This window comes from Streptomyces sp. SLBN-8D4, assembly GCF_049739545.1.
In the GTDB taxonomy this organism is placed as follows: Bacteria; Actinomycetota; Actinomycetes; order Streptomycetales; family Streptomycetaceae; genus Streptomyces; species Streptomyces canus_C.
In genome coordinates, this window is record NZ_JBMGQC010000001.1 from 1179894 (window position 1) to 1203781 (window position 23888).

20 protein-coding genes and 3 pseudogenes are annotated in these 23888 nt (G+C 70.6%); 9 read left to right on the forward strand and 14 right to left on the reverse strand.

Annotated elements, in window-relative coordinates:
* Positions 1-3: 3 nt before the first annotated feature.
* The 3 genes from RKD20_RS05480 to RKD20_RS05490 form a co-directional block, all read right to left on the reverse strand.
* Positions 4-825, reverse strand: coding sequence for an SDR family oxidoreductase (locus tag RKD20_RS05480; protein ID WP_424876670.1), 822 nt, complete (start codon positions 823-825; stop codon positions 4-6).
* Between the two features lie 308 nt (positions 826-1133).
* A complete protein-coding gene (locus RKD20_RS05485) occupies positions 1134-1490 on the reverse strand; it encodes a hypothetical protein (RefSeq protein WP_424876671.1) in 357 nt (118 codons plus the stop codon).
* 644 nt (positions 1491-2134) lie between these two features.
* Positions 2135-2515 carry a DUF2267 domain-containing protein gene (locus tag RKD20_RS05490; RefSeq protein WP_424876672.1) on the reverse strand — a complete coding sequence of 127 codons (381 nt, stop codon included), beginning with the start codon at positions 2513-2515 and terminating at the stop codon, positions 2135-2137.
* A gap of 503 nt (positions 2516-3018) precedes the next feature.
* Between RKD20_RS05490 and RKD20_RS05495 the strand changes: the two genes are divergently transcribed.
* Positions 3019-4443 carry an NAD-dependent succinate-semialdehyde dehydrogenase gene (locus RKD20_RS05495; RefSeq protein ID WP_424876673.1) on the forward strand — a complete coding sequence of 475 codons (1425 nt, stop codon included), beginning with the start codon at positions 3019-3021 and terminating at the stop codon, positions 4441-4443.
* A 990-nt stretch (positions 4444-5433) separates the two neighbouring features.
* Here RKD20_RS05495 and RKD20_RS05500 read toward each other — a convergent pair.
* Positions 5434-5577 carry a hypothetical protein gene (locus tag RKD20_RS05500; RefSeq protein ID WP_424876674.1) on the reverse strand — a complete coding sequence of 48 codons (144 nt, stop codon included), beginning with the start codon at positions 5575-5577 and terminating at the stop codon, positions 5434-5436.
* Between the two features lie 537 nt (positions 5578-6114).
* Here RKD20_RS05500 and RKD20_RS05505 point away from each other — a divergent pair.
* Together RKD20_RS05505 and RKD20_RS05510 are read left to right on the forward strand one after the other, a co-directional pair.
* Positions 6115-6774 (forward strand): hypothetical protein, encoded by a 660-nt coding sequence (locus tag RKD20_RS05505; RefSeq protein ID WP_424876675.1) that lies wholly within the window; start codon positions 6115-6117, stop codon positions 6772-6774.
* A 31-nt stretch (positions 6775-6805) separates the two neighbouring features.
* Positions 6806-7168: a hypothetical protein gene (locus RKD20_RS05510; protein WP_424876676.1), complete on the forward strand. Its 363-nt coding sequence runs from the start codon at positions 6806-6808 to the stop codon at positions 7166-7168.
* 82 nt (positions 7169-7250) lie between these two features.
* On the opposite strand, the gene RKD20_RS05515 is transcribed toward RKD20_RS05510, so the two are convergent.
* The 7 genes and pseudogenes from RKD20_RS05515 to RKD20_RS05545 all read right to left on the reverse strand — a co-directional run.
* Entirely contained in the window at positions 7251-7913 is a 663-nt protein-coding gene (locus RKD20_RS05515) for an SDR family oxidoreductase (RefSeq protein ID WP_424876677.1), read from the reverse strand.
* 170 nt (positions 7914-8083) lie between these two features.
* On the reverse strand, positions 8084-10552 hold the full coding sequence (gene uvrA, locus RKD20_RS05520) for an excinuclease ABC subunit UvrA (RefSeq protein WP_424876678.1): 2469 nt from the start codon (positions 10550-10552) through the stop codon (positions 8084-8086).
* 46 nt (positions 10553-10598) lie between these two features.
* Positions 10599-10922: a hypothetical protein gene (locus RKD20_RS05525; RefSeq protein ID WP_424876679.1), complete on the reverse strand. Its 324-nt coding sequence runs from the start codon at positions 10920-10922 to the stop codon at positions 10599-10601.
* A 147-nt stretch (positions 10923-11069) separates the two neighbouring features.
* Positions 11070-12227, reverse strand: coding sequence for an NAD(P)/FAD-dependent oxidoreductase (locus RKD20_RS05530; RefSeq protein WP_424876680.1), 1158 nt, complete (start codon positions 12225-12227; stop codon positions 11070-11072).
* A complete protein-coding gene (locus RKD20_RS05535; RefSeq protein ID WP_020116872.1) occupies positions 12224-12421 on the reverse strand; it encodes a ferredoxin in 198 nt (65 codons plus the stop codon). The genes RKD20_RS05530 and RKD20_RS05535 overlap by 4 nt, the downstream gene beginning before the upstream one ends.
* Before the next feature lie 41 nt (positions 12422-12462).
* Positions 12463-13647, reverse strand: a complete 1185-nt coding sequence (locus tag RKD20_RS05540; RefSeq protein WP_424876681.1) for a cytochrome P450 — start codon at positions 13645-13647, stop codon at positions 12463-12465.
* A gap of 304 nt (positions 13648-13951) precedes the next feature.
* Positions 13952-15070, reverse strand: a pseudogene (locus tag RKD20_RS05545) (ATP-binding SpoIIE family protein phosphatase); the annotation flags it as partial.
* Positions 15071-15545: 475 nt separating this feature from the next.
* Here RKD20_RS05545 and RKD20_RS05550 point away from each other — a divergent pair.
* On the forward strand, positions 15546-16214 hold the full coding sequence (locus RKD20_RS05550; RefSeq protein WP_424876682.1) for a TetR/AcrR family transcriptional regulator: 669 nt from the start codon (positions 15546-15548) through the stop codon (positions 16212-16214).
* A gap of 296 nt (positions 16215-16510) precedes the next feature.
* Here RKD20_RS05550 and RKD20_RS05555 read toward each other — a convergent pair whose 3' ends face one another.
* Positions 16511-17041, reverse strand: a complete 531-nt coding sequence (locus tag RKD20_RS05555; protein WP_424876683.1) for a hypothetical protein — start codon at positions 17039-17041, stop codon at positions 16511-16513.
* Between the two features lie 124 nt (positions 17042-17165).
* Positions 17166-18515 (reverse strand): annotated as a pseudogene (locus RKD20_RS05560) (aldehyde dehydrogenase family protein); the annotation flags it as partial.
* Between the two features lie 2 nt (positions 18516-18517).
* Here RKD20_RS05560 and RKD20_RS05565 point away from each other — a divergent pair.
* The 5 genes and pseudogenes from RKD20_RS05565 to RKD20_RS05585 all read left to right on the forward strand — a co-directional run.
* Positions 18518-18682, forward strand: a pseudogene (locus RKD20_RS05565) (MFS transporter); the annotation flags it as partial.
* Positions 18683-19052: 370 nt separating this feature from the next.
* Positions 19053-19763 carry a YqjF family protein gene (locus RKD20_RS05570; protein WP_424876684.1) on the forward strand — a complete coding sequence of 237 codons (711 nt, stop codon included), beginning with the start codon at positions 19053-19055 and terminating at the stop codon, positions 19761-19763.
* Entirely contained in the window at positions 19760-20398 is a 639-nt protein-coding gene (locus RKD20_RS05575; protein ID WP_424876685.1) for a hypothetical protein, read from the forward strand. Before RKD20_RS05570 ends, RKD20_RS05575 begins: the two co-directional genes overlap by 4 nt.
* A gap of 310 nt (positions 20399-20708) precedes the next feature.
* The gene (locus RKD20_RS05580; RefSeq protein WP_424876686.1) at positions 20709-21281 is read left to right on the forward strand and encodes a hypothetical protein; all 573 of its coding nucleotides are present in this window, start codon (positions 20709-20711) and stop codon (positions 21279-21281) included.
* A gap of 144 nt (positions 21282-21425) precedes the next feature.
* Positions 21426-21857, forward strand: coding sequence for a PP2C family protein-serine/threonine phosphatase (locus RKD20_RS05585; protein ID WP_424876687.1), 432 nt, complete (start codon positions 21426-21428; stop codon positions 21855-21857).
* 25 nt (positions 21858-21882) lie between these two features.
* Here the strand turns inward: RKD20_RS05585 and RKD20_RS05590 are convergent, their stop codons facing one another.
* Positions 21883-23787 carry an ABC transporter ATP-binding protein gene (locus RKD20_RS05590; RefSeq protein WP_424883149.1) on the reverse strand — a complete coding sequence of 635 codons (1905 nt, stop codon included), beginning with the start codon at positions 23785-23787 and terminating at the stop codon, positions 21883-21885.
* Positions 23788-23888 lie beyond the last annotated feature (101 nt).

Here is a 23888-nt window from a genome sequence, read left to right on the forward strand (position 1 = left end):
TAGTCAGTGGCCCATGACGGGGGGAGTACCCGTTGCAGTCGTTGCGGTGCCGCCATCTACCGGGATGACGGCACCCGTGAGGTAGGACCCAGCCCGGCTGGCGAGAAACACGGCGGCACCCGCCATGTCGTCGTCGCGGCCGAGCCGGCGCAGTGGGGCCGCCGCCGCGATCTTGTCGCCGATGGCATCGAGCGTGGCCCCCATCATCTGCGACGGGAAGACTCCCGGTGCTACCGCGTTCACCGTGACGTGCTGTGGACCCAGCTCCCGGGCAAGCACTCTGGTGAGCTGATGGAGAGCCGCTTTGCTGCTGGCGTACGAGTAGGTGGGCGCCTGGGCGACGTGGATGGCGGCGATACTGCCGATGTTGATGATCCGTGCCGGATCATCGGCGGTTCCCGCCCTGCGAAGTGCGGGAAGCAGTGCCTGCACCAGCCAGAACGGCGACTTGAGGTTGAGGTCGAGCACTGCATCCCAGGCCTCGTCCGGGAACGCCTCCAGCGGCTCGCTACGCATCGCTCCCGCGTTGTTGACGAGGATGTCCAGGCGTTCCGAGTCGGCCATGACGAGATCAGCGAGGCGCTGGCACTCGTCGTGCCTGGACAGGTCGGCGGCAATTGCTCGGACGTCGCCGAATTCGGATAGCAGCTGCTGTGCCTCCGCGCACGTGTCCGCATTACGTGAGCTGATGACGACGCGGGCGCCCGCCTGGAGAAAGCCGCGCGCAATCATCATCCCAATTCCCTTGGTGCCGCCAGTGACAAGTGCGCACTTCCCACTCAGATCGAAAAGTTCCGTGTGAGTGGTGAATTGGTTGTCCGTCATTGGTATCCGTTCCTTCTGTCGTGTCAGAATGTGCCGACACGGTCACGCATTCGGGGCAGCAGCTGAATTGAGCTGATGGAGGTAAAGCTGCCGTGCGTGTCCATGGAGTGCTGTCGGCGCTTTCGACTCACGCCAGGTTGACAGGCGTTGTACACATCTGGGAGACCCTGGTGATGCAGGTACTGTCAGAACCCCCCTTTCCTGGTGCGCTGAGCCCGGATCACCCCGGCTTGATGCCGGTGGATGGTTCACCCAGAAACGAAGAAGTGCCTCGTGACCTGCGATGATGGGGTTTTTCTAGGACCACATCAGGCACGACCGTCCTTCGAGGCGGGCAGCCGGACGTGCTCGCCGGCCAGCTTGGGCAGACCGCACCGCTCGGCCAGCCGCACCACCGGCTCCAGCCCGCCGTACGCGATCAGGTTCGGGTCATCGAACGCGGATGAGATCCGCCGCCGCGGCATGGGAAGATTGCATCTCGGAAGTGCCTTGTCGATCTGACCGGCTGCGGCACGGCGCGATGGGCCGCCTGTTCTCCGGCGTGCGGGCCTCTGCACACGGCGGCGTTCCATCGGCTCCGTGTAGTAGCCGCTCGGACCGCGCAGCAGATAGCCCTCCTTCGTGGTGCCGCGCTTCTCCTCGTACCGCTCCATCTCTTCCCGCACCGAGCGTGGCGGAGGGGGGGAACCTCCGCCCGGGCTTCCCCGTTCCGCAAGCCGCAGCCCACCATCATGACGATCTCAAGCGCGAGATCTTCGTCAGCGGCTGTCAGGGCCTTCTTCACGTAGATGAGGGGCGGTCGTGGCGATTCCCGAGGTGATCGCGGGCGAGCCGGATGTTGCCGGACAGCTCACGGCAGGCGCGCAGACGCACTGGTACGTACCCGAGGGGATGAGCGCCGAGGAAGTCTTCGCCGACTACCGGGCGCCCATATCCCGGCGGCAGGATGACCGTTGGCGCCATCATGCCTCCGGAGGGCTTCGAAGGGCCCGCGCCATCCCTGGCGGGGCACATCGAGCGGATCGAGCAGGCCGAGCGGGCCGGTGGCGGAAAAGGTCGGGCAACCGGGGGCGAGAGCCCGGGCGATCTCCGAGGGCAGACCGGGGTGGGCCAACAGGACGACACGCACGGATCTGGCGGAGGAGGTCTCGGGCACGTCAGCCGTCATGACCACGCCTTCGTGTGCGCCTCGCGTCGTGGCGGCCGCGAGGGACCGGCGGTCCGCGGGCGTCGTCCACCGCGCCCCGGCGCACAGGCAGCGTCCGGGCCGCCGGCGCCTGACACGGGCGCCGTGCCGAAGGCCCCGGAGTCACCCGGCGGATTCGAGGGCCTGGGAGAAGTCCGCTCCGAGCTGCGACATCAGGTCGTTGAACTCCTTCTCGCTGATCGCCTCCCGGAGCACGGCCAGTACCGTCCGCACCCCCCTGTCGGCTTCCTCCTCCTTGAGCATGGTGCGTTCGGCCACGCGCTGCACGCTGTCGTGGTGGCCGAAGCGCTCGATGCGGTCCGTGGTTCCCCGGCGGACCGCCTCCGCGAGGCCCTTCGGGAGCTCGGTGATCAGGTCCCTGGCCTCCCCGGGGCTCAGCCTGTGGGCCAGCGTCTCGAGCGTGGCCCAGGTAAGGTCGGCCGCCTCCTGCCGGCCCAGTCCGGTGCGCTCGGCGACGGTATGTGCGAATTCCTGCTCATCCATGCGTCGTCCTCCTTCGCTGCTGTGTTGCGACGAACGGCGCGGACCCTCTGCAAGCCTGCCACGCTGACCCGGCCCGCGCCCGCGCACGGACGGCGGTGACCACGACTACCCACACCTTGGCGCCTCCGCGCTCCGTGGTGTGCAGGGCCTCGCCGACCATGTTGAGCTCGTCGTATTGCACACAGGGCAAAGAGCCACGCCATGAGAGCGCCGACGCAGCAGAACTTGGTCCGCGACCGGTGGGGCAGCCCCCAGCTGCGGGTCTGGGCCGAGTGCTGTGGCCATGAAGGAGGTTTCGATCACGGTGCCCGCCACGATGGGGATGAGGGACCAGTTGAGGTGCCGCCCTCGGTGCGGTCGATCGGTTCCCACTGCCGGTGTGTCGCTCAAGCGTTCGCATGGAGGACCCAGGTGCCACAGCTTGCCGTGGCATGGGACGAATCAGCACGTGTGAGCGGGTCCGGGCGTGGAAACCCGAGGTGCCCCGACTCCAGGGAGGCGTCATGGACGCCCATGTCACTGCCCAGGGAAGCCCCATCGCCACGGTCAACCCGTACACCGGCGAAAGGGTTCGTGAGTTCCCGGCGCTGAGCACGGAGGACGTAGGGCGCGCGATAGACGCGGCGCACTGTAGCTTTCCGAACTGGCGTGCCCGGTCGACGGCCGATCGGGGAGCCCTCGTGCACCGCGCCGGCCGGCTCATGAGGGAGCGCAAGGAGGAACTGGCGCACCTCCTGACCCTTGAGGTCGGCAAGCTGATCAACTCGAGCCGTGCGGAGGTCGACCTCGCGTCCGACATCCTCACCTACTACGGCGAGCACGGTCCCGAGCTGCTGGAAGAACGAGCCCTGCCGGTGCCCGAGGGCACGGCCGTGCTGGTGAACGAGCCGGTCGGCGTCCTTCTCGGTGTGATGCCCTGGAACTTCCCGCTGTATCAGGTCGTCCGATTCGCGGGTCCGAACCTCGTCCTCGGCAACACGATCCTGCTCAAGCACGCGAGCAGCTGCCCCCAGTCCGCACTGGCACTTGAGCAGCTGTTCACGGATGCGGGTCTGCCGAGCGGGGTCTACACCAATCTTTTCGTGCGGGGCAGAGACGTCGGGAAAATTATCGATGACTCTCGAGTGCAGGGAGCGTCACTGACCGGAAGCGAGCGGGCGGGTGTGAGCTTGGGCGAGATCGCCGGCCGTAATGTCAAGAAGTCCGTCCTCGAGCTGGGTGGCAGTGATCCCTTCGTCGTGCTGGACGGTCACCACCTCGAGCGCACCGTGTACGCCGCGTTCCTCGGCCGGATGGGCAACACTGGGCAGTGCTGCGTGGCGGCCAAGCGCTTCATCGTCCTTGCCGACGTCTACGACGCCTTCCTCACCGGGCTGCGTGACCGGATGAGCGAGGTGCAACCGGGAGATCCGGCCGACCCCGCCACCACGCTCGGCCCGCTGTCCTCCGAGGCCTCGGCCGAACTCCTGATGGAGCAGGTTCATGACGCGGTGGACAAGGGAGCCACGGTGGTGCTGGGCGGCGGGCGGCCCGACCTGCCGGGTGCCTTCGTCGAGCCGACCCTTCTCACCGAGGTCACACCGGACATGCGGGCCTACCGGGAAGAGCTCTTCGGCCCCGTCGCCACGGTCTACCGGGTCGCCGACGAGGACGAGGCCGTGGCACTGGCCAACACCTCCCCCTACGGCCTGGGAGGCGCGGTCTTCGCCGCCGACCCGGAACGTGCTCGCGGAGTCGCGGACCGGCTGGAGGCGGGCATGGTATGGATCAACCACCCGACCGCGTCCCGACCGGAGCTGCCCTTCGGCGGCATCAAGCGCTCCGGCTACGGGCGCGAACTCGGCGACGTGGGCCTCGTGGAATTCGCGAACCGCAAGCTCGTGCGCTACGTGGACGCCGACGCCCCGATCGAAGAAGTGCTGGGCTGACCTACGAGCCGGTCGACCGCGCTCTCCATGGCGAGCCGGGGTGCGGGAGCGGGACAGGCCGCGTTCGAGCGGCTGCGGCAGCGGCTCGCCGGACGCGGGACGAGTCCCCCAGGCACCGCACGAGTGGCGGGCGCGCTTCGTGGCCTTCGACGTGGTCGACCGAGGCGACGACCTGACCGGCCGGCCGTTCGGGCGGCGCTGGAGGCGTCGTTCGCGGACCGCGGCCTGGCGGCGCCGTTCACGTTGACGCCGGATTGGCCGGCGTGGACGGCGGCCGGGGTGGAGGGGCTTGTGCTTCAAGCGGCTGAGGAGTGGACACGGTCCCCAGCGCAATCCGGGGCATCGTCAACACCGTCATCCGGTTCGCCGAAAACGTCCTCCCGAGTATCCGGAGCGGGCTCTCACGGTGCATCACGAGGCTGGTGCGCATCAGTACCGCGCCGCCGTGGGCGCCTGGTGCATGCCGTGCGGCAGTCGGTCCACACCGCCGCCGTGCAGTGCGCACCCGATGCGGTGCGCATCGATGGTGGCGACGCGGTATCCCCGGGGCCCCAGGGCCTGCGGGGTCCGGTCACGTTGCCGTCCCGCCCGGCCGGCTCCCGCACCCTCCGGCTCACGGCCAAGGCAGGCATCTGCCCGTCCCCTGGACTGGGGACCGGGCCGCCGCCCACCTTGAGGTATCCGGCCTCGGCGCTGTATGGCCCCACGGCGGCTATGTGGGCCATGGCCAGGCGCAGGATCTCGACTTCGTCCGGAGTGCCGAACAGGGGAACCGAGCGGCATGTCGCGTAGCCGCTCACGGGCCGGCTTATGTGTGGATCATCCCTTCTCTCGTACCCGTGGGGCGACTGGACCTGTGCATTCCTGACTCGCCAGACGCAGGCGTGGAGCCACCCGGTTCGTGACCCTGGGGAGTGCTCGACGAGGGGCTCCCCGTGTGCACCGGTAGGAACCCGGTGTGGGCCACCTGGTGCGGCCCCTGCCGCATGGTCAGCCCCGCGCGCCCGCGGACAGGTCGCCCGCGACCTCGCCGGCGGCCTGCGCGGCACCGCGCACGTCCTGCGTTCGTGGGTCGAGCAGGCGATGGCGGCCGGCGAACCACTGAAGGAGGATGAACGGATTGCTCGAGTCCACGGTGGGCGGCGTCACGTCCGCAGCCGCGTGGCCCCCATTCGCGGACGTCACAGAGACCGACGACGCCTTCGTCCGGAGGGGTGGACGCCGAGATCAACGAGAGCGGCGGTCATTGAGCCGAGGAGCCCGGCGGTGCGGGACAACGGTCCAGAACCGTCGAGCGCTCCGGCAACGAAACGAGGAGGCCAACGGCTGGCCCAAGGAACGCCGGAAGCATTCGTACGCCGCACTGCGTGCCTTCCTGCACCGGCTACGAAACCGGCTCTCCGTCGACGGCGCCGCGCAGTTCGGGGCGCGGCTTCCCGCCACGCGCGAAGGGCTCAAGCAGGCCGTCCATGGCCGGTCGTGGGGACCCGGGCGCTTCGCAGGGGCCTTGCGGAGGCCGTCGGGCAGTCCCGCGCCCGCCACCTGCCGGACGGCCGCTACGCGCTGCCGGACCGGCCCGGCAAGCCGGGCGGAGTATCCGGCACCCGCCGGATCAGCAGCGCATGAGCTCTCCGGACGATGAAGAACACATCGCGAGCGCTGGGAGAAACGATGCGGAACCGGACACTGAGCAAGATCGGCACACAGCTGTTGCGTCTGCGCCACGACTCGTCGCAGAGCTCACAGGACCGGGCGGCTCCGGCCGGCTACGGACTGGACCACAGGCAGGTCGCCGAATTCGTCGCCGGCACGCTGGACGCGGAGGGCGAGGCGGCGCTCGCCCATCAGGTGGCGCGGCTGCTGCCCTTCCACTGGACCTTGCCCAGCCGGGTCGCGCAGGCGATGTCGCAGATCACGGACCACTTCGGTGATCAGCGTGAGCTGATGGCCTGGCTGGATCGGCACCCCGGCCTGCCACGGCTGGTGGCCCGCCTGTACGTCTTCATGGGCCTCCTCGACGAGTACAGCGCGGTGCCCGCGGTCGTGACCGCGATGCGTGAGTACCGGGAGCGGACACCGTATCCGCCGGGCCTGGAGCCCTACCTGGTGCCTGCCACCGATGACGACACGCTCGCGAGCATTGCTTTCAAGGTCGAGAAACTGCTCGGCGAGGAGCGGACCCGGGAGGCCGTCGAACTGGCGCTGGCCACTGCGGCATGGCTGCAGCAGATCGCGCCCCGCGCGCGGGAACTCGCTCCTGAGGCCGGCGACTTGGACGAGCTGATGGGGCAGGCGCGGCAGGATATCCGGGCGGCAGCAGCCGACCTCTGAACACGACTGTTTCGATGGGGCGGTGAACGGCATGACGGTGAAACTGAACCCGAGGGCGTTCAACCACGCAAGGAAACTGACCGAAGAGGGCCGGATCGTCCTGGACGACCGGGACGAGTGGAGCGAGCACCGGCCTTCGGCAGCGGACGAGAACGCCTACCTCGAGGAACACGGATTCAACGAGTACGCCAGGTGGTACCTGGGCATCGATGACGAGATGGGAGAGGAGACCAAGGGCCGGTACAAGTTCCCCTACGGCGATTTCGATCGTGTCCACCGCTGCGGTGTGCTCTCTGCCGAGGTACGCGCCGCACAGCAGAAATACGCGGACATCGAGAACGCCGCCGCGCACCTGCACGGACTGCTGGACGGCAGCCGGGCCAGGAAGCGGTGACAGTGCCAGAGAGCCGCGCAACGCCACTACGACGGCCCCGGCACCTTCCCTCACAACTACGTCGAGGTGTCCTTGCGCGGCGTCAGCCGCCGGCCACGGCGCGTACCGCCTCCTCGACCGGGGTGGACCCGCTGATCAGCTCGAGAATGCGCCGGGCGGTCCTGGCCTCGTGGAGCAGGGCGGCGAGCACCGCGGCCACGTCATCGCGCGGTACTTGGCCGCGGTCGGTGTGCTCGGCGAGCGTGACGCGGCCGCTGCCGGGGTCGTCGGTCAGCAGCCCCGGGCGCAGAATCGTCCAGTCCAGTCCCGGACGGGAGGCGATGTCGGCGTCCGCCTCGCCCTTGGCCTTCAGGTAGGCGGCGAACACCGGGTCGGTGCCGGGCGGCGGCGGGCTGCCCACGCCCATCGCGGAGATCACCAGGAAGCGGCGCACCCCGGCGCGCTCGGCCGCGTCGGCAAGGAGGATGGCCGCGTTCCGGTCCACCGTCTGCTTGCGGGCCGCGCCGCTGCCCGGTCCGGCGCCTGCGGCGAACAGTGCCGCGTCGGCGCCGCCGAGGTGGCCGGCCACCTCGTCCGCCGAGGCACGCTCCAGATCGCACACCACCGGTTCCGCGCCGTCCGCGCGCAGGTCGTCGGCATGGTCCGGGTTGCGGATCAGCCCTGTGACGTTGTCGCCGCGCGCCGAGAGCAGCCGGGTCAGCCGGCGCGCGATCTTTCCGTGTCCACCCGCGATCACAAAGTGCATGGGGTCATTCAGTCACAGGCAACCGCTCACGCCGGGCTGCGGGACTGCCGCGGCAGGTCGGGTCCCCCGGTTGCCGCAAAGTCGGCGTACTCGCGCACCGCGCTGGTGCGCGAGACCACCCGGCGGATCGCGCCGCAGGTGCTCGGGGATTCGCGATCGCGATTCTGTCGTCAGGAGCGCGCGAGCCGGGCCGCGAGATAGGGCGCGGTGGCGCTGCGGCGGACCCTCGCCACCTTGGCCGGCGGGCCCGCCGCGACGACCCGCCCGCCCGCGTCGCCGCCGCCCGGCCCGAGGTCGATGACCCAGTCGGCGGTGGCGATCGTGTCCAGGTCGTGCTCGACGAGGACGACCGTGTTGCCGGCGTCCACGAGCCGGTGCAGCTGTCGCAGCAGCAGCGCGATGTCCGAGGGGTGCAGCCCGGCCGTCGGCTCGTCGAGCAGGTAGAGCGCGTGCCCGCGGCGGGCTCGCTGCAGTTCGGTCGCCAGTTTGATGCGTTGCGCCTCACCGCCGCTGAGTTCCGTCGCGGGTTGGCCCAGCCTCAGATACCCCAGCCCCACCTCGCGCAACGTCTCCAGACTGCGGGAGGCGGCCGGGACGGCGGACAGGAATTTGGCGGCGGCGTCGACGGACAGCGCCAGTACTTCCGCGATGTTCTTGCCCTGGTAGGTGACTTCCAGCGTTTCGGCGTTGTACCGGGCGCCTTCGCAGGTCGGGCACGGCGCGTAGGTGCCGGGCAGGAACAGCAGTTCCACCGCGACGAATCCTTCGCCCTGGCAGGTCTCGCACCGCCCTTCGGGCACGTTGAAGGAGAACCGCCCGGCCGAGTAGCCGCGCGCCCTGGCCTCGTCCGTCGCCGCGTACAGCTTGCGCACCGCGTCGAACATCCCCGTGTACGTGGCCAGGTTGGACCGGGGAGTCCGGCCGATGGGCCGTTGGTCGACCAGGACCAGCCGGTCGAACGACTCGACCCCCGACGCGTCCTGGACGTCGACCTCCAGCTGCGCCTCGTCGGGTTCCTCGGGTGCGAGTCCGAGGTGGCCGCGGACGACCTCGGCGAGCACCTGCGTCACCAGCGTCGACTTCCCGGAACCGGACACGCCCGTCACCGCCGTCAGGACGCAGAGCGGTACGTCGACGGAGACGTCGCGCAGATTGTGGCGGGAGACGCCGCTCAGGTGCATCCAGCCGTGCGGTGTGCGCGGACGGTGGTCGAGCGGCTGGGCGCGCCCGAACAGGTACTGGCTCGTGGCCGACTCATCGACCCGCTCGAGACCGGCGACCGGGCCGCTGTACAGCACGCGTCCGCCGCCCTCGCCCGCGCCGGGGCCGATGTCGACCACCCAGTCCGCCCGCCGTACGACGTCCATGTCGTGCTCCACGACGAACAGCGAGTTGCCCGCCGCCTTGAGGCGGTCCAGCACGTCCAGCAGCGGTTCCGCGTCAGCCGGGTGCAGGCCGGCGGAGGGTTCGTCGAGGACGTAGACGACGCCGAACAGCCCCGAGCGCAGCTGGGTGGCGATGCGCAGGCGCTGCGCCTCGCCGGGCGACAGGGTCGTGGAGCGGCGCCCGAGGCTGAGATATCCGAGGCCCAGGTCGAGCAGTACGTCGATCCGCGCGACCAGATCGCCGCAGATCCGGACCGCGACCTCGGTCGTCTCCCCGGATCGGGCGGTCGACGTGGTGGCGTCGGCCTCGGACCGCCCGGCGATGGGCTGCAGCAGCGCCACGACCTCGGTGAGCGGCATCGCGTTGATCTCGGCGATGGAACGTCCGGCGAAGGTCACGGCGAGCGCCTCGGGCCGCAGTCCGCTGCCGTGGCACTCGGGGCAGGGCACACTCCTGACGAACCGGAGCGCCCGTTCACGCATCTTCTCGCTCTTGGAGTCGGCGAGGACGTGCATGACGTGTTTGCGGGCGCTCCAGAACTTGCCCTGGTAGCCGTAGTCGATGCGGTCCTCCTCCGGCTCGATGTACACGGAGGGCTGCTCGTCCGTGTACAGCAGCCAGTCCCGGTCCTTCTTCCTGAGCCTGCGCCACGGTCGGTCGATGTCGATCCCCAGGCCGTTCACGACACTGCGCAGGTTGGCGCCCTGCCAGGCGCCCGGCCAGGCGGCGATCGCCCCCTCGCGGATGCTCAGCGAGGGGTCCGGGACGAGCAGGTCCTCGGCGACGTCGTGCACGACGCCCAGTCCGTGGCAGTTCGGGCAGGCGCCGGCCGCGGTGTTGGGTGAGAACGACTCGGCTTCCAGCCGTGCGGCCCCGGGCGGATAGGTGCCGGCGCGGGAGTACAGGATGCGCAGCAGATTGGACAGCGTGGTGATGGTGCCGACCGTCGAGCGCGAGCTGGGCGAGCCGCGTCGCTGCTGCAGGGCGACGGCCGGTGGCAGTCCGGTGATCTCCTGCACGTGCGGTGCGCCGACCTGTTGCAACAGCCGTCGGGCATACGGTGTCACGGACTCGAAGTAGCGCCGCTGGGCCTCCGCGTAGAGCGTGCCGAAGGCCAGCGAGGACTTGCCCGAACCGGAGACGCCGGTGAAGGCGACCATCGCGTCCCGCGGAACGTCGACATCGATGTTCCGCAGGTTGTTCTCACCGGCGCCCCGGACATGCACGAAGGGGTCGGTCGCGTCCTCGTTCACCGTTCCTGAGTACCCGATCGCGCCGGAAACCGCGCGACGGACGCCGTCAACCGGGCCGTCGTTCGGCTGAAGCCTTATGGAGCCCCCGACGCGAGGCGACCGCCCTTCGCGCCCACTCTCGATCGGCCTCGCCATTGCGCAGGCCGCTACCCACCATCATGACGATCTCAAGGGCAAGGAACTCGTCGGCTGCCCGCAGCGCCTCCCTCACGTACACGTTCCCGCGCCCGACCCCGTCCCTCTCCAGCTCGTCCAGGAAGCGTCCGATCACGATCAGCGTGACCGAGTTGAGGTTCCGAGATCCGAGACCGGGGATGATGTGCACGTTGACGGAGCTGTCGACGTGCCGGCCCGTGGAGTATTCCGTCATCTTCCGCTGCCGTGGCCGTGACCGAGTTCCCGGCGGGCCTCGGCAACGGACGGCGCGCCGGTTGCTCTGTCCGGCCGCCGCGCCCTGTTCTCATGGCTCCGGCCGGGCGGAACGTGACCTGACAGCGCCTCTGTGTGTTTGCCGCCGTCACGGTGACGGCGGCAGCGAGGTGGCGGCCAAGGCCCGTAGTGCGGTGACCGGTTTGCGCAGTCCGTAGGCGACCGCCGTCGACGTTCCGTCGGCATGGCTCCAGGTCAGCAGTGCGCGTCCGTCGGCCACGCTGCCCTGCACCGTGCTCGGTTCACCGAGGAGCGGCAGACGGCCGACGATCTTGACGGTGAGACCGGCGACCTCGGTCCAGAAGTAGTCGTCCTGCGCTGATCCCGGCGGAGGAAGACCGAGTGCCGAGGCCGCCGCGGTCCTGGCCTGGGCGACGGCGTTGGACCAGAAGGGCGCACGCCGGTCGGGCTGTGTGCCGTCGCCGCGAAGGTAGGTGACGTCACCGGCGGCGAACACGCCGGGCACGGTGGTGGCGCAGGCCTGGTCGATGCCGACGCCGAGGCGGCCGGCGAGGCCCGTCCCCGTCAGCCAGCCGACGCACGGTACTTCTCCGGCGCAGGTGACCACCAGGTCCGCGGTGAGCTCGGTGCCGTCCGGGAGCGCCACGCCGCCCACGGGGTCACCGGTCAGGGTGGCGAAGCCGGTGGCCTGCACGAAGCGGATGCCGTGTGCTGCGGCACGTGCGGTGATCTCGGCGGACAGGTGGGTGCCGAGGATGCGTTCCAGCGGCCGGTCGGCGTCCACGACGGTCACCGGGATGCCGCGGGCGGCGCAGGCGCCGGCCACCTCCATGCCGAGGAAACCGGCGCCGAGCACGAGCGCCGAACCGGCGTCCGCCAGGCGGGCGCGGAGCAGGCGGGCGTCCTCCAGGGTGCGCAGGACGAGTTCGCCCCGCTGTCCGGGGGCGGCGAGTCGGCGGGCGTCCGCGCCGGTGGCGACGATCAGCGCGTCGTAGTCGATCTGGCGGCCGTCGGCGGTGGTGACGGAGCGTCGGCGGGTGTCGGCGGCGACGGCGGGCGAGCGGATGACGTCGGCGTCGAGGCCGTCGAGGGCCAGGCCCAGGGTCCGGTCGGCGGATGGGTCCTTCAGGACCGCCTTGGACAGGGGTGGGCGGGAGTACGCGCCGTGCTCCTCGGCACCGATCAGTGTGACCGGTCCGGTGTGGCCGAGGGCGCGCAGGTGGCGTGCGGCGGTGGTGCCGGCGAGGGACTCGCCGACGATGAGCACCGAGCGGGGTGCGGTCACGACAGGACTCGCAGGGCGGCGACCGGGCAGGCGTTGACGGCCGCGCGGGCGGCAGGCTGACGCTCACCGGGGACGTCGGTGCCCTCGAAGCGGTAGGTGAGTTCGGCGTCGTCGTCCAGGCTGAAGATGTCAGGGGCCTGGTCGGCGCACAGGCCGTGGCCTTCGCAGCGTGGATAGTCGACGGAGATCTTCATGGTGCTTTCCTCAGCTGTCCTCGAACGGGCGAGCGGCGGGTTCAGGCGGGGATGAGTTCGAGCGGCAGGCGCTCAAGGCGGTGGATGACGTTGTTCAGGGCCCACTCGGGTGCGCCGGTCACCTCGATGCGGTCGACCCGTTCGACCAGGGCGCGCAGGATCGCGGAGGTCTCCATGCGGGCCAGGCCCTGGCCGGCGCAGCCGTGGGTGCCCTGCCCGAAGCCGAGTTGACGGGCGGCGTCGCGGCGGATGTCGAAGGTGTCCGGGTCGTCCCACTCGAGCGGGTCGCGGTTGGCGGAGCCGTAGAGGACGAGCACCCGGGAGCCCTTGGGGAGAGCGATGCCGGCGAGTTCCGTGTCGTGGGCGGCGGTCCGCGAGAAGGCCCGGATCGGGGATTCGTAGCGGACGACCTCGTTGACCGCATTCGGAACGAGGTCCGGGTTCGCCTTCAACAGGCGCCACTGTTCGGGGTGAAGGGCGAACAAATACAGGGCACTTGAGATGGCGCTGATGGTGGTGTCCAGGGAGGGCGCCAGGTAGTCGATCATCATCGTGGCGCACTCCGCGGGCATGATCTGGCCCTCGTCGGCGGCGCGCAGCAGGTCGTGGCCCATGCTGCCGTCCAACGCGGACCGCTCGCGCACGACACCGCGCGCGTAGCGCAGCATGCCGAGGGACGCGGGAAGCGTGCGCGCCGCCTGGCAGTTGAGCGGGCCCAGGGCGTCGAAGGTGGCGCCTGCCCAGCGCAGCAGGTGCTCACGGCCCTGACGGGGCCAGCCGACCAGGTCGGGGACGACGGACATCGGCAGCGCCGTGGCGACCTCGACGGCATCGACCGTCCGGCGGGCCACGGCGTCCTCGACAACGGCGGCGGACTGCTGGTCGACGGTGTCCTTCATCGTGCGCAGCGCCCGGGGAGTCAGGCGGTGCGCGAGGAGGGAGCGGCGGCGAGCGTGCTCGTCGCCGTCGCTGAACAGGGTGGTGCCCTGGCCCACGCGGTTGGCGACGGGGTTGAGGGCGACGCCACCGGAAGAGACGAAGGTGTCGTCGTCCAGCAGCACTTGCTTGCACTCGGCATAGCACGGCAGGGCGTACACCTTTTGCCTACTCAGCCACACCACGGGGCCTAGTTCACGCAGTGCGGCGTAGTGCGGATAGGTGTCGCGGATGGCCGACGCCGAATACAGGTCGGGGTGGTAGACGGGGATCTCCGTACGCATGGGCATGAGGAGCCCTCCTGAAGGAGCCGTGAGAGAGCGGAGGATGACGGTGCGCGTGGGGGCGGGCAGGTCCATGGGCGGCTGGCGGAGCGCAGCCTGGGTGGTGCTCGCTCCTCATCCGTTACACACAAACGGGCGGCGTCAGCCCGACAGCGTCGTAATGATGAAATACTCAAGCTTGATGGAATGAGCGTCAAGGGTCACGGCAGAATTAAAACGATGAAACCATCAGAACTGCTGGTACCCCCCTCCATGCCGCAGCACTGATCGGCCGACCCGGCGCGCGGTCTCATCCGCAAGCTCAGCCCGTCCGGGCCCGGCGCAGGTGGGGGGTGGCACTGCCGGCGTCGGACACCTCGCACAGGAGCGAACGGTCGCGAATGAGTCGCAGGCGGATGGGGGGCCGGCCGTAGCGGATGGCGTTGGTGACCAGTTCGCTGACCACCAATTCGGTGATGAAGTCGAGATCCTCAAGTCCCCAGGCGACCAGTTGCCTGGTCACGCTCGAACGGGCCCGGGCAACAGCTTCCGGGACGGCGTCCACGTCCCAGGCGGCGACTTGGCTGTCGCCAAGAACGCGGGTGCGGGCGAGCAGCAGGGCGGCGTCGTCGTGGGGCCGGCCTGCGGGCAGCAGGGCCTGGAGTACGGTGTCGCAGGCGGCCTCCAGGGAGGTGGCGGGTTGTGAGAGGGCGTGGCGCAGAAGGGTGAGGCCCGCCTCGATATCGCGGTCACGGGCTTCGACCAGGCCGTCGGTGTACAGGGCGAGGAGGCTGCCTTCGGGCAGGTCGACCTCCGCCGCCTCGAACGGCAGGCCGCCCAGGCCCAGCGGCGGGCCGGACGGCAGGTCCAGGAAGGCGACGGACCCGTCGCCGCCCACCACGGCGGGCAGCACGTGCCCCGCGCGGGCCAGCGAGCAGCGGCCGTCGACGGGGTCGTAGACGGCGTACAAGCATGTGGCGCCGATGTCTCCGGCCGCTTCGGTGTCCGGGTCGGCAGAGGCCTCGGCGGACAGCCGGATGACGACGTCGTCCAGGTATGTCAGCAACTCGTCGGGAGGCAGGTCGATGTCCGCGAGGGTACGGACCGCGGTGCGCAGGCGCCCCATCATGGCGGCGGCGTTGATGCCGTGGCCGACCACGTCACCCACGACCAGGGCGACCCGGGCTCCGGACAGCGGGATGATCTCGTACCAGTCGCCACCCACACCGGCCTCGGCACCGGCGGGCAGATAGCGGCAGGCGACATCGACAGCGGACTGCTCCGCCGTGCGCTGTGGCAGCAGACTGCGCTGGAGAGTGAGGGCTGTCGCACGGGCCTGTGTGTAGCGGCGGGCGTTGTCGACGGCCACGGCCGCCCGGGCCGCGATCTCCTGGGCGAGGATCAGGTCCTCGTCGTCGAAAGCGACCGGGTTGCTCTGCCGGCAGAACCGCGGCGGCCGGGAACGCGATGATCGCGTGCGGGGTGTTGGCCAGACAGCCGACGACCCGGTCGCCCTGGCCGACGCCCAGGTCGCGCAAGGTCGCGGCGACGGAGGCGACTTCGGCGCGCTGCCGACTGGCGGTCACCTCGTGACTAATCGGCGCCCGATCAGGCCGTCGGAGGCCGTAACTTCACCGACACCGCTGCCTGGGCGTCCCTCCTGCACGCCAGGGATGGCGTCCAGGACGACACGGTCGCGACGCAGCAGGACAGTCTCCGCCCGGCCGGCGCCGCGGGTGCGCCGTCCGGCTTGCGGATCACCATGCGGGGCGAGCCGGCGAAAGTGCCGCGCAGGGCACCCTGCTCGCTGTGAGGGCCTGGTGGGCCGTGATGACGTCGGCCCCCCTGACACGGGTGCTCGCGGCGGGGAAATGATGGATTCATCAGGACTGCGATCCCCATCGCTCGGCGGTTACAATCGGCGCATGTCTACGTCAGCCCCGCCCAGCAACCGGTTCGAGCGGCGCCGCGCCGAGACCCGCAGGGCTCTCGTGCGAGCGGCCCGGCAGATACTCGCCGAAACCGGGGACACCAGCGCCAGCATCCAGGCGATCGCCGAGCGCGCCGATGTGGGATTCGGCTCCTTCTACAACCACTTCGACTCCAAGACGGAGCTGTTCGAGGCGGCGGTGGTGGACGCCATGGAAGAGTACGGCCAGAACTTCGACGAGCGCCTCGCGGGCATCGACGACCCTGCGGAACTCGTCGCGGCGGGCTTCCGGCTCAGCGCCCTCATGGCCGACTCGCACCCCGAGCTGATGCAGGTCCTGCGCCGCCGCGGCCTCGGCCACATCCACTCGGACAACGGCCTGGTCCGGCGAGCCCTGCGCGACATCGAGGCAGGCCTCACGTCCGGCCGCTTCACCCCTCTCGATCCAGTGGTCGCCCTGACCGCACTGGGCGGAACCCTGCTGGCTCTGGTGGAGATGAGATTCGCCCGCCCCGACCTGGACGGTGACAAGGCCGCGGTGAACCTCGCCGAGATGGTCCTGCGCATGCTGGGCGTCCCACCGGACGACGCCCATGAGGTCGCCCGGCGCCCCCTCCCCGCACCCACCTCACCGGCCACCCCCGCGCGGCCCGCCGGAAGCTGACCGACCGGCCGGGGAAGGCGCCCGATCGCCTCCCGCCCAGCGGTGTGGGCTGGTAGGCGCAGCCCCCTGCAGCGTTCCGCGGCGTCAGGACCCTGCGAAGGTTTGTCGACTCTTCCAGCAGCGCCTCCGGCCAAGGCAGCAGCCAGCCCTGAGCCGCGGACGTCCTTGAAGGCGATGCGGTGTGCGGCCGCCGCCGGGAAATGCGGGCACTCCAGCCGACGGCACCGTGGTCGTCAGCGGCTTCGGCCCCCTAGCCGTCGTCGTCAGCCAGACGCTCCCCCACAGACACCATTCCCTCAAGGGCGTCGCCACGCCCGGGCCGAAGTCCCGACTCTTACGGCTGGTAGGCCGGAGCGCGGCGCCCGCCCGCCACGCTCTGCAAGGTGCCGGGGCAGATCTGTATGGCTTACCCCGCGGAGCGCCCGATCGTGGTGGCTGTGTTCGGCTCGGCGGACCGATGGTCGGCTCCCGCAACTCGCAGATCCGCCCATTGCCACCTCAGGAGTGTGCGGCGAAGTACCGGGCGATGCCCGCGATTCCTTCGCCCACGGCTCGCTCGACAATCCGTGCGAGGGCCTCCGGGAGGATCTCCTGGCTGTAGACCACGCGTGAGCCCGTGCCTCGGGAAGCACGTCGAACGTGCCGAGGTGGAACTCGATCGGCTGGGGCATGCCCTCGACGAACCGGTACTGGAAGCGCCGCAGTTCGTCGTCCTTCGTCACCACGAGGGACTTCATCGTTGCCCCCTCGGGTCCGCGCAGATGGCGGTGCGTGCCGTCGAAGCTTGCCTCCTTTATGGCCGGGAACCACTGGGGAACCTTGCTCACGTCGGTGAGGACGGTCCAGACGTTGTCGGGGTCCTGGTCGACCCGGGTGTCGAAACGGAATTTGCCATGGAGGCTCCTGGGGTGTGGTGATGACCGCTTCGGGCAGGCACTGTGCGCGGCAGGATCAGAAGGGGGAGCGGGAGTGCTCGGTGGAGAGGGCGACCCAGCGGGTGTTCGAGAAGGACTCGATGCCCCAGCGTCCGCCGAAGCGGCCGTAACCGGACGCCGCGAACCCGCCGAAGGGGGCCTGCGGTTCGTCCCCCACCGACTGGTCGTTCACGTGCACGATGCCGGTGCGGACACGGCGTGCCACCTTCAGGCCGTGGGCGCCGTTCTCGGTGAGGATGCCGCAACTGAGGCCGTGCTCGGTGTCGTCGGCCAGAGCCACCGCCTCGTCGTCGTGCGAGAAAGCCCTGACGGCGACGACGGGCCCGAAGGCCTCGCTGTGGTGCAGTTCCGCGTCCTCGGGCAGGCCGGTCAGCACGGTCGCCGGATACAGAGCCCCCTGCGGCCTGCCACCGCCGGTCAGGACGCGCGCGCCCCTGCCGACCGCGTCCGTGACCAGGGCTGCCACCCGCCAGGCGGCGGCTTCGTCCACCAGCGGGCCGATGACGGTGCCGGGCAGACCGGGATCGCCACTGGGCAGATCGGCGACCTTGGCGGCGAACCGCCGGGTGAACTCGCCGACGAGTGAGAGGTGCACCAGGACGCGGTCGGCGCACATGCAGATCTGGCCGGAGTTCATGAACGCGGCGAACGCGGCTGCGTTCACAGCGTGGTCGAGGTCGGCGTCCTCCAGCACGATCACGGAGTTCTTGCCGCCGAGTTCCAGTACGGCCGGCTTGAGGTGCTCGGCAGCGAGGGTGCCGATGATCCGCCCGACGCCGGTGGAGCCGGTGAAGTTGACCGCGCGGACCCGCGGATCCTCGATGAGTGCCCGCGCGAGGCCCGCGGCGTCCGCCTTGTCGTTGGTGATGACGTTGAGGACGCCGTCGGGCATTCCCGCGTCCCGCAGCACGTCGGCGATGAACAGGCCGCACGCGATCGGGGCGTCCTCGCTCGCCTTGACCACAACGGTGTTGCCCGCCGCGAGCGGTGCGGCCACCGCTCGGGTGCCGAGGATGACCGGGGCGTTCCACGGCGCGAACGCCGCCACGACACCGAGGGGTTCGAGCACGGCGAGGCTCAGTCCGCCCCGTTCCTGGGTGGTGAGCACGTCTCCGCGTGGTGCGGTGACCGCCGCGGCGGCCTCGCGCAGCATGCCGGCGGCCACCTCGACGTTGAACAACGCCCAGCCCCGGGTCCCGCCCACCTCGCCGGCCGTCAACTCCACGACCTGCTCACCGCGTTCCTCCATGAGGTCCGCCGCGCGCAGGAAGATCTTCCGGCGGGCAAAGGGCTCCAGAGCCGTCCATTCGGCGAAGGCGGCCTCCGCCGCGTCCACTGCGGCGCGTACGTCCTCGGGGCCGGCTGCGCCCCAGGGATCCCGCCGTGCAGGCCCAGGCAGGTCTGGAGGCCTACACCACCGCCTACTGGTGGTCGGCCGTCTTCTTCACCGCCGGCCTGGCCATCAGCGTCATCCTCTACCGGCGCGGTGTACCGGAGCAGGACCCCGACGCGGCACCCGTCGTACACCTCTGACACCCGAGCAACGGCTGCTCGGGCGGCCGGGTGTCCATCCGGCCCCGGGCAGTCACGCCGAAGACCGGTCACCGGACAGCGCACGAAGTGAAACCTACCCGCGCCTCCGTGGTGGCGGGCAGGCGTTCTGCGGTTGGTGCCGTCGCGGGCGTTGCCGCCGTAGCTCGGGCCGCACATGCGGTCGAAGCCCTTGCCCTCGTCATCGGGCACGGCGGCGCTGGGCCGCTGGCCGATTCCGGCGCCACTCTGGTTGCACCCGTGGTCCCTCTGCAGGACGCCTGGAAACCGAAGCTCGCCGAACCCCCGGTCCGGTCAGCACCCTCCCCCTGCCTGGGCGTTTCCGTGGTGCCCGGGTGGGGACTCGGCGGTCGTGGTGGCGTACGGAGCGGAGCAGCGCGTGCGGGTGCCGGCTGTGCGGGCGCGCTGGCTGCGGCAGACATTCGTGCACTGGCCCTTCCGGCCGGAGGCCGTGCAGTCCCTCCTGCCTCCGGAGCTGACCGTGGACGAGTACGACGGGGCGGCCTGGGTGGGATTCACCCCGTTCGTCATGGCGGACGTGCGCACTGCGGGGCTCCCCGCCTCGGTGCCCGGGCTCCCGTCGTTCGCGGAGACCAACCTGCGGACCTACGCGCGACGCGAGGACGGGCGGGACGGGATCTGGTTCCTGTCCATCGAGGTGGCCTGCCCGCTGATGCTGGCGGCTCGTGCCATCGGGGCGCCGTACCACCTGGGGCACCTGCGGGTGGCCACCGACGGCGCCACCGTCTCGTACGCCGGAGCGCGAGGGGCGCGCGGTGTGTCGTACCGGCTGCGCGTCCGTCCCGGCGACCCCCTTCAGCCGACCGAGCGGGACGTGTGGCTGACCTCGCGCTGGCGCGCGTACACGCGACGCCTCGGGCGTCTCTGGGAGACACCGGTGGAACATGAACCCTGGCCGCTGGCCGGTGCGGCCGTCGACGGGCTGGAGGAGACGCTGACCACCGCGGCGGGCCTGCCGACCCCGCTCGACGGGCCCGTCGTGCACTTCTCCCCCGGGGTCGAGCACGTCCGGCTGGGGGTCTCCCGGACCTCTTCCCCATGAGCGGGCCGCCGGGCACGCGGTCCCACGGCGGGCGGCTGCGCTTCGACGGCTGGATCGCCGGCCTGGGCACGGCCTCCGGGACCCGGGTCGTGCTGGGGCACTGGCCCCGGTCGCCGTTCGGGCCGTTCAGCGACGTGATGCTGGAGCGGCCGGGCGGGGAACGGCTGCTGCTCGCTCCCACCCGGGAGACTGCGGATTTCGTCAGCGGCACCTATGTCTTCGACACCGTGCGCGTCCTCCCGGTCGGCGTGCGCGTCACCGGTGACACCTGGAGGGTCACGGCTGGACCGCTCGACCTGCGTTTCACCGCGGGCCGCCGACGGCTTCTGGGGCTGCTGCTGTGCGCGGTGCCCGGCGTGCTCGCCCGGCAGCCGGCCTGGTGCGCGCTCACGGCCCTTCCCGCCTCCGTGCTGCTGCCAGGCGTGCGTACCCGTGGCAGTGCGCGGGCGGGCCGCCGTGAGTGGTACGGGGCGCGGGACCTGCGGCCCGTCCACGCGGTGTCGGGGCGCTTCGAAGGCGTCGACCTCGGTCCGGCGGCACCGGTCGTCCCGCCCGTGCGCTTCGGGTTCGGGTCCGTACCGAGGCAGCCTTCCCTCACCCGCGTCACCACAACCGTGGGCCTGACCCCGGAGTGACGGCATCCGGGCAGGAGCACCCGGACGTCCGCGCGAGGCGCGGACCCATGAGCAGGACGAACACTCGGTCGGCCGGGGCGCGGGCGCCGCCCCCGTGTCACGCACGGTCTCTTCAGCGTGGTGGCGGACCGCTCGTCTCCGTAGGCGCTGCCCGGCCCGCCGGATCGGCCTCGGCGCCCTGACCTTGCCGGCCGCGACCTGGTCCAGGTGCCGACGGGACGGATCCGGCCGACGTTCAGGACAAAATGGTTGACCGGCCCGGCCGGGGCACTCGGAGACCGTCACAGGACTCCGGCAGCCGGAGGGAATCATGAACACGACGGCACCGCCCTCGCCCGACGGTCCGACGCGGCAGAAACGGCTGGTGATCTATCTCAACGACCACCTGGCCGGCGCGACCGCGGGCGTCGAACTCGCCGGCCGTATGGCTCGGGAGCACCGTGGCTCGCCCTACGGCGAGCCTCTGGAGAGCCTCAGGAAGGAGATCACCCAGGACCGGCAGGCCCTGGTACGCCTCCTCGCCGACCTCGACGTCCCGGTGCGGCGCTACAAGACATACGGGGCGTGGCTGGGCGAGAAGGTCGCGCGGATGAAGCCCAACGGCCGCCTGCTGCGCCGCTCCGGCCTGGCCCTCCTGGTCGAGCTCGAAGCCCTGCGGCTGGGAGCACAGGGCAAGGCCTCGCTGTGGCGCGGGCTGCTCGCCGCGTCGGCACGGGACTCGCGTCTGGACGCCGACCGGCTGGAGGAGCTGCTGCGCAGGGCCGTGCGGCAGATCAAGACGTTGGACGCGCTGCACGCGCGGGCCGCCACGGCGCTGCTGTTTCCGGCGACGCGTCCGGACTCCGCGTCGGCGCCCGCGGCAGGGGCCGGCCCGACAACGTGAACTCTCGCACGTCTGGCCGATTCTGTTTCTCCACATCCTTCACCGTCCGGTTCTGATGCGCCGTCACGACGGCCGTGAGCCGCAGGAGATGCTCGCCCCGGAGCTTCCGAACGTGCTGACCTTCGAGGAGAAGAAGCAGTTCGTGTGACCGGCGTCCTCGCCGAACTCGATCTCGACACAGGTCACCTGACCTGGATCAACCGCGGTCACCCGCTGCCCCTCGTCGTCCGCGACAACCGCTGGACCGTCGAGCTGGCCTGCCCGCCCGCCGGGCCGATGGGCGCGAGCCTGGGGCTGCCGATCGTCGTCAGCCGCCATCAGCTGGAGCCCGGCGACCGGCTGCTGCTCTACACGGACGGCATCGTCGAAGCCCGTGATGCCGAGGGGCGGCGGTTCGGCCATGAACGGTTCACCGACTTCATCGTCCGCCACCACTCCGGCCGCCAGACACTGCACGAGACCCTGCGCCGGCTGATACACGCGGTCCTCGACCACCACTCCGGCCGTCTGGACGACGACGCCACCGTCCTGCTGACCGAATGGCGTGCGGGCCACCAGCACCGGCTCACGCCCTGACCCGGGGGCTGAGGCGGCCGTACGCCTAGGCCACGGCCTCGTCCGCCGCCGCGATCTCCGGCATCCCGCCGCCGTCCTGTGGGGTGAACTGGGTCCGGTAGAGCTCCGCGTACCGGCCGTCGAGGGCGAGGAGTTCCTCGTGGGTGCCCCGCTCCACGATCTGCCCGTCCTCGACCACCAGGATCAGGTCGGCCGTGCGGATCGTGGACAAACGGTGGGCGATCACGATGGCCGTCCTGCCCTCCAGCGCCTCGGTGAGCGCCTCCTGGACGGCGGCCTCCGAGGTGTTGTCCAGGTGGGCGGTGGCCTCGTCGAGGATGACGACCCGCTGGCGGGCCAGCAGCAGCCGGGCGATGGTCATGCGCTGGCGTTCGCCGCCGGAGAGCCGGTAGCCGCGCTCGCCGACCACGGTGTCGAGGCCGTCGGGCAGGGACCGTACGAGAGTGTCGAGGCGGGAGCGGCGCAGGGCGTCCCACAGTTCCGTCTCGCTCGCCTCCGGGCGGGCCAGGAGCAGGTTCGCGCGGACGGTGTCGTGGAAGAGGTGGCCGTCCTGGGTGACCATGCCGAGAGTGGCGCGCAGGGAGCCGGCGGTCAGGTCGCGGACGTCGACGCCGCCGATGCGTACGGCGCCCTCGTCGACGTCGTAGAGCCGCGGCAGCAGTTGCGCGACGGTCGACTTTCCGGCGCCGGAGGAGCCGACGAGGGCGACGGTCTGGCCCGGTTCGGCGCGGAAGGAGAGGCCGTGCAGGACCTCGGCGCCGCCGCGGGTGTCGAGGGAGGCGACTTCCTCCAGGGAGGCGAGGGAGACCTTGTCGGCAGAGGGGTAGCCGAAGCGGACGTCATCGAACTCGACGGCGACCGGTCCTTCGGGAACCTCACGGGCGTCCGGCTTCTCCGCGATCAGCGGCTTCAGGTCGAGCACCTCGAAGACCCGTTCGAAGCTGACCAGCGCGCTCATCACCTCGACACGGGCACCGGCCAGGGCGGTGAGCGGGGCGTACATGCGGGTCAGGAGCAGGGCGAGGGAGACCACGGCACCGGGTTCCAGGCTGCCACGCAGGGCGAACCAGCCGCCGAGGCCGTAGACCAGGGCGAGGGCCAGGGCCGAGACCAGGGTCAGGGCGGTGATGAACACCGACTGGGCGGTGGCCGTGCGCACGCCGATGTCGGCCACCTGACGGGCGCGGGCCGCGAACTCCACGGACTCCTGCTCGGGGCGGCCGAAGAGCTTGACGAGGGTGGCGCCGGGTGCGGAGAAGCGCTCGGTCATCCGGGTGCCCATGGCCGCGTTCAGGGTGGCCGCCTCCCGTTGCATCCGGGCCATCCTGCTGCCCATGCGGCGGGCCGGGATCACGAACAGCGGGAGCAGCGCGAGCGCGAGCAGGGTGATCTGCCAGGACAGGGTGAGCATCACCACAAGGGTCAGCAGCAGGGTGACCAGGTTGCTGACCACGCCGGACAGGGTGTTGCTGAAGGCGCGCTGGGCGCCGATGACGTCGTTGTTGAGACGGGAGACGAGCGCTCCCGTACGAGTGCGTGTGAAGAACGCGACCGGCATGCGCTGCACATGATCGAACACAGCCGTGCGCAGATCGAGGATGAGCCCCTCCCCGAGCGAGGCCGACAGGCGCCGGGCGAGGATGCCGAGCGCCGCCTCGGCGACCGCGATCAGGGCGATGAGCAGGGCCAGGCGCACGACCTTGCTCTCGTCGTCACCCGACACGATCGCGTCCACGACGTTCCCGGCCAGTACGGGCGTGGCCACGGCCAGCAGCGCGGTCGCCACCCCGAGCACGACGAAACGGGCGATTCGGGTACGGTGCGGGCGGGCGAAGGCTCCGATGCGGCGCAGTGTCGCGCGGGCGAACGGGCGGCGTTCCTGCTCGGCGTTCATGACACTGTGCAGCTGTGTCCACGCTGTGGTCTCCATGCTCATGGGAGAGAACTTAGAACCTCAAGCGTTATCGAGGTCAACGCCCGAACCTCAACAGCCCGACCGAAGGACTCGATGACCGCACGTAAGACCCTGGC

Bases quoted from the DNA above. Each gene is read 5' to 3' on its own strand.
- RKD20_RS05480 (WP_424876670.1), bottom strand. From the start codon at position 825: ATGACGGACAACCAATTCACCACTCACACGGAACTTTTCGATCTGAGT.
- RKD20_RS05490 (WP_424876672.1), bottom strand. From the start codon at position 2,515: ATGGATGAGCAGGAATTCGCACATACCGTCGCCGAGCGCACCGGACTG.
- RKD20_RS05495 (WP_424876673.1), top strand. From the start codon at position 3,019: ATGGACGCCCATGTCACTGCCCAGGGAAGCCCCATCGCCACGGTCAAC.
- RKD20_RS05505 (WP_424876675.1), top strand. From the start codon at position 6,115: ATGCGGAACCGGACACTGAGCAAGATCGGCACACAGCTGTTGCGTCTG.
- RKD20_RS05510 (WP_424876676.1), top strand. From the start codon at position 6,806: ATGACGGTGAAACTGAACCCGAGGGCGTTCAACCACGCAAGGAAACTG.
- RKD20_RS05515 (WP_424876677.1), bottom strand. From the start codon at position 7,913: ATGCACTTTGTGATCGCGGGTGGACACGGAAAGATCGCGCGCCGGCTG.
- RKD20_RS05525 (WP_424876679.1), bottom strand. From the start codon at position 10,922: ATGACGGAATACTCCACGGGCCGGCACGTCGACAGCTCCGTCAACGTG.
- RKD20_RS05535 (WP_020116872.1), bottom strand. From the start codon at position 12,421: ATGAAGATCTCCGTCGACTATCCACGCTGCGAAGGCCACGGCCTGTGC.
- RKD20_RS05540 (WP_424876681.1), bottom strand. From the start codon at position 13,647: ATGCCCATGCGTACGGAGATCCCCGTCTACCACCCCGACCTGTATTCG.
- RKD20_RS05550 (WP_424876682.1), top strand. From the start codon at position 15,546: ATGTCTACGTCAGCCCCGCCCAGCAACCGGTTCGAGCGGCGCCGCGCC.
- RKD20_RS05575 (WP_424876685.1), top strand. From the start codon at position 19,760: ATGAGCGGGCCGCCGGGCACGCGGTCCCACGGCGGGCGGCTGCGCTTC.
- RKD20_RS05580 (WP_424876686.1), top strand. From the start codon at position 20,709: ATGAACACGACGGCACCGCCCTCGCCCGACGGTCCGACGCGGCAGAAA.
- RKD20_RS05590 (WP_424883149.1), bottom strand. From the start codon at position 23,787: ATGGAGACCACAGCGTGGACACAGCTGCACAGTGTCATGAACGCCGAG.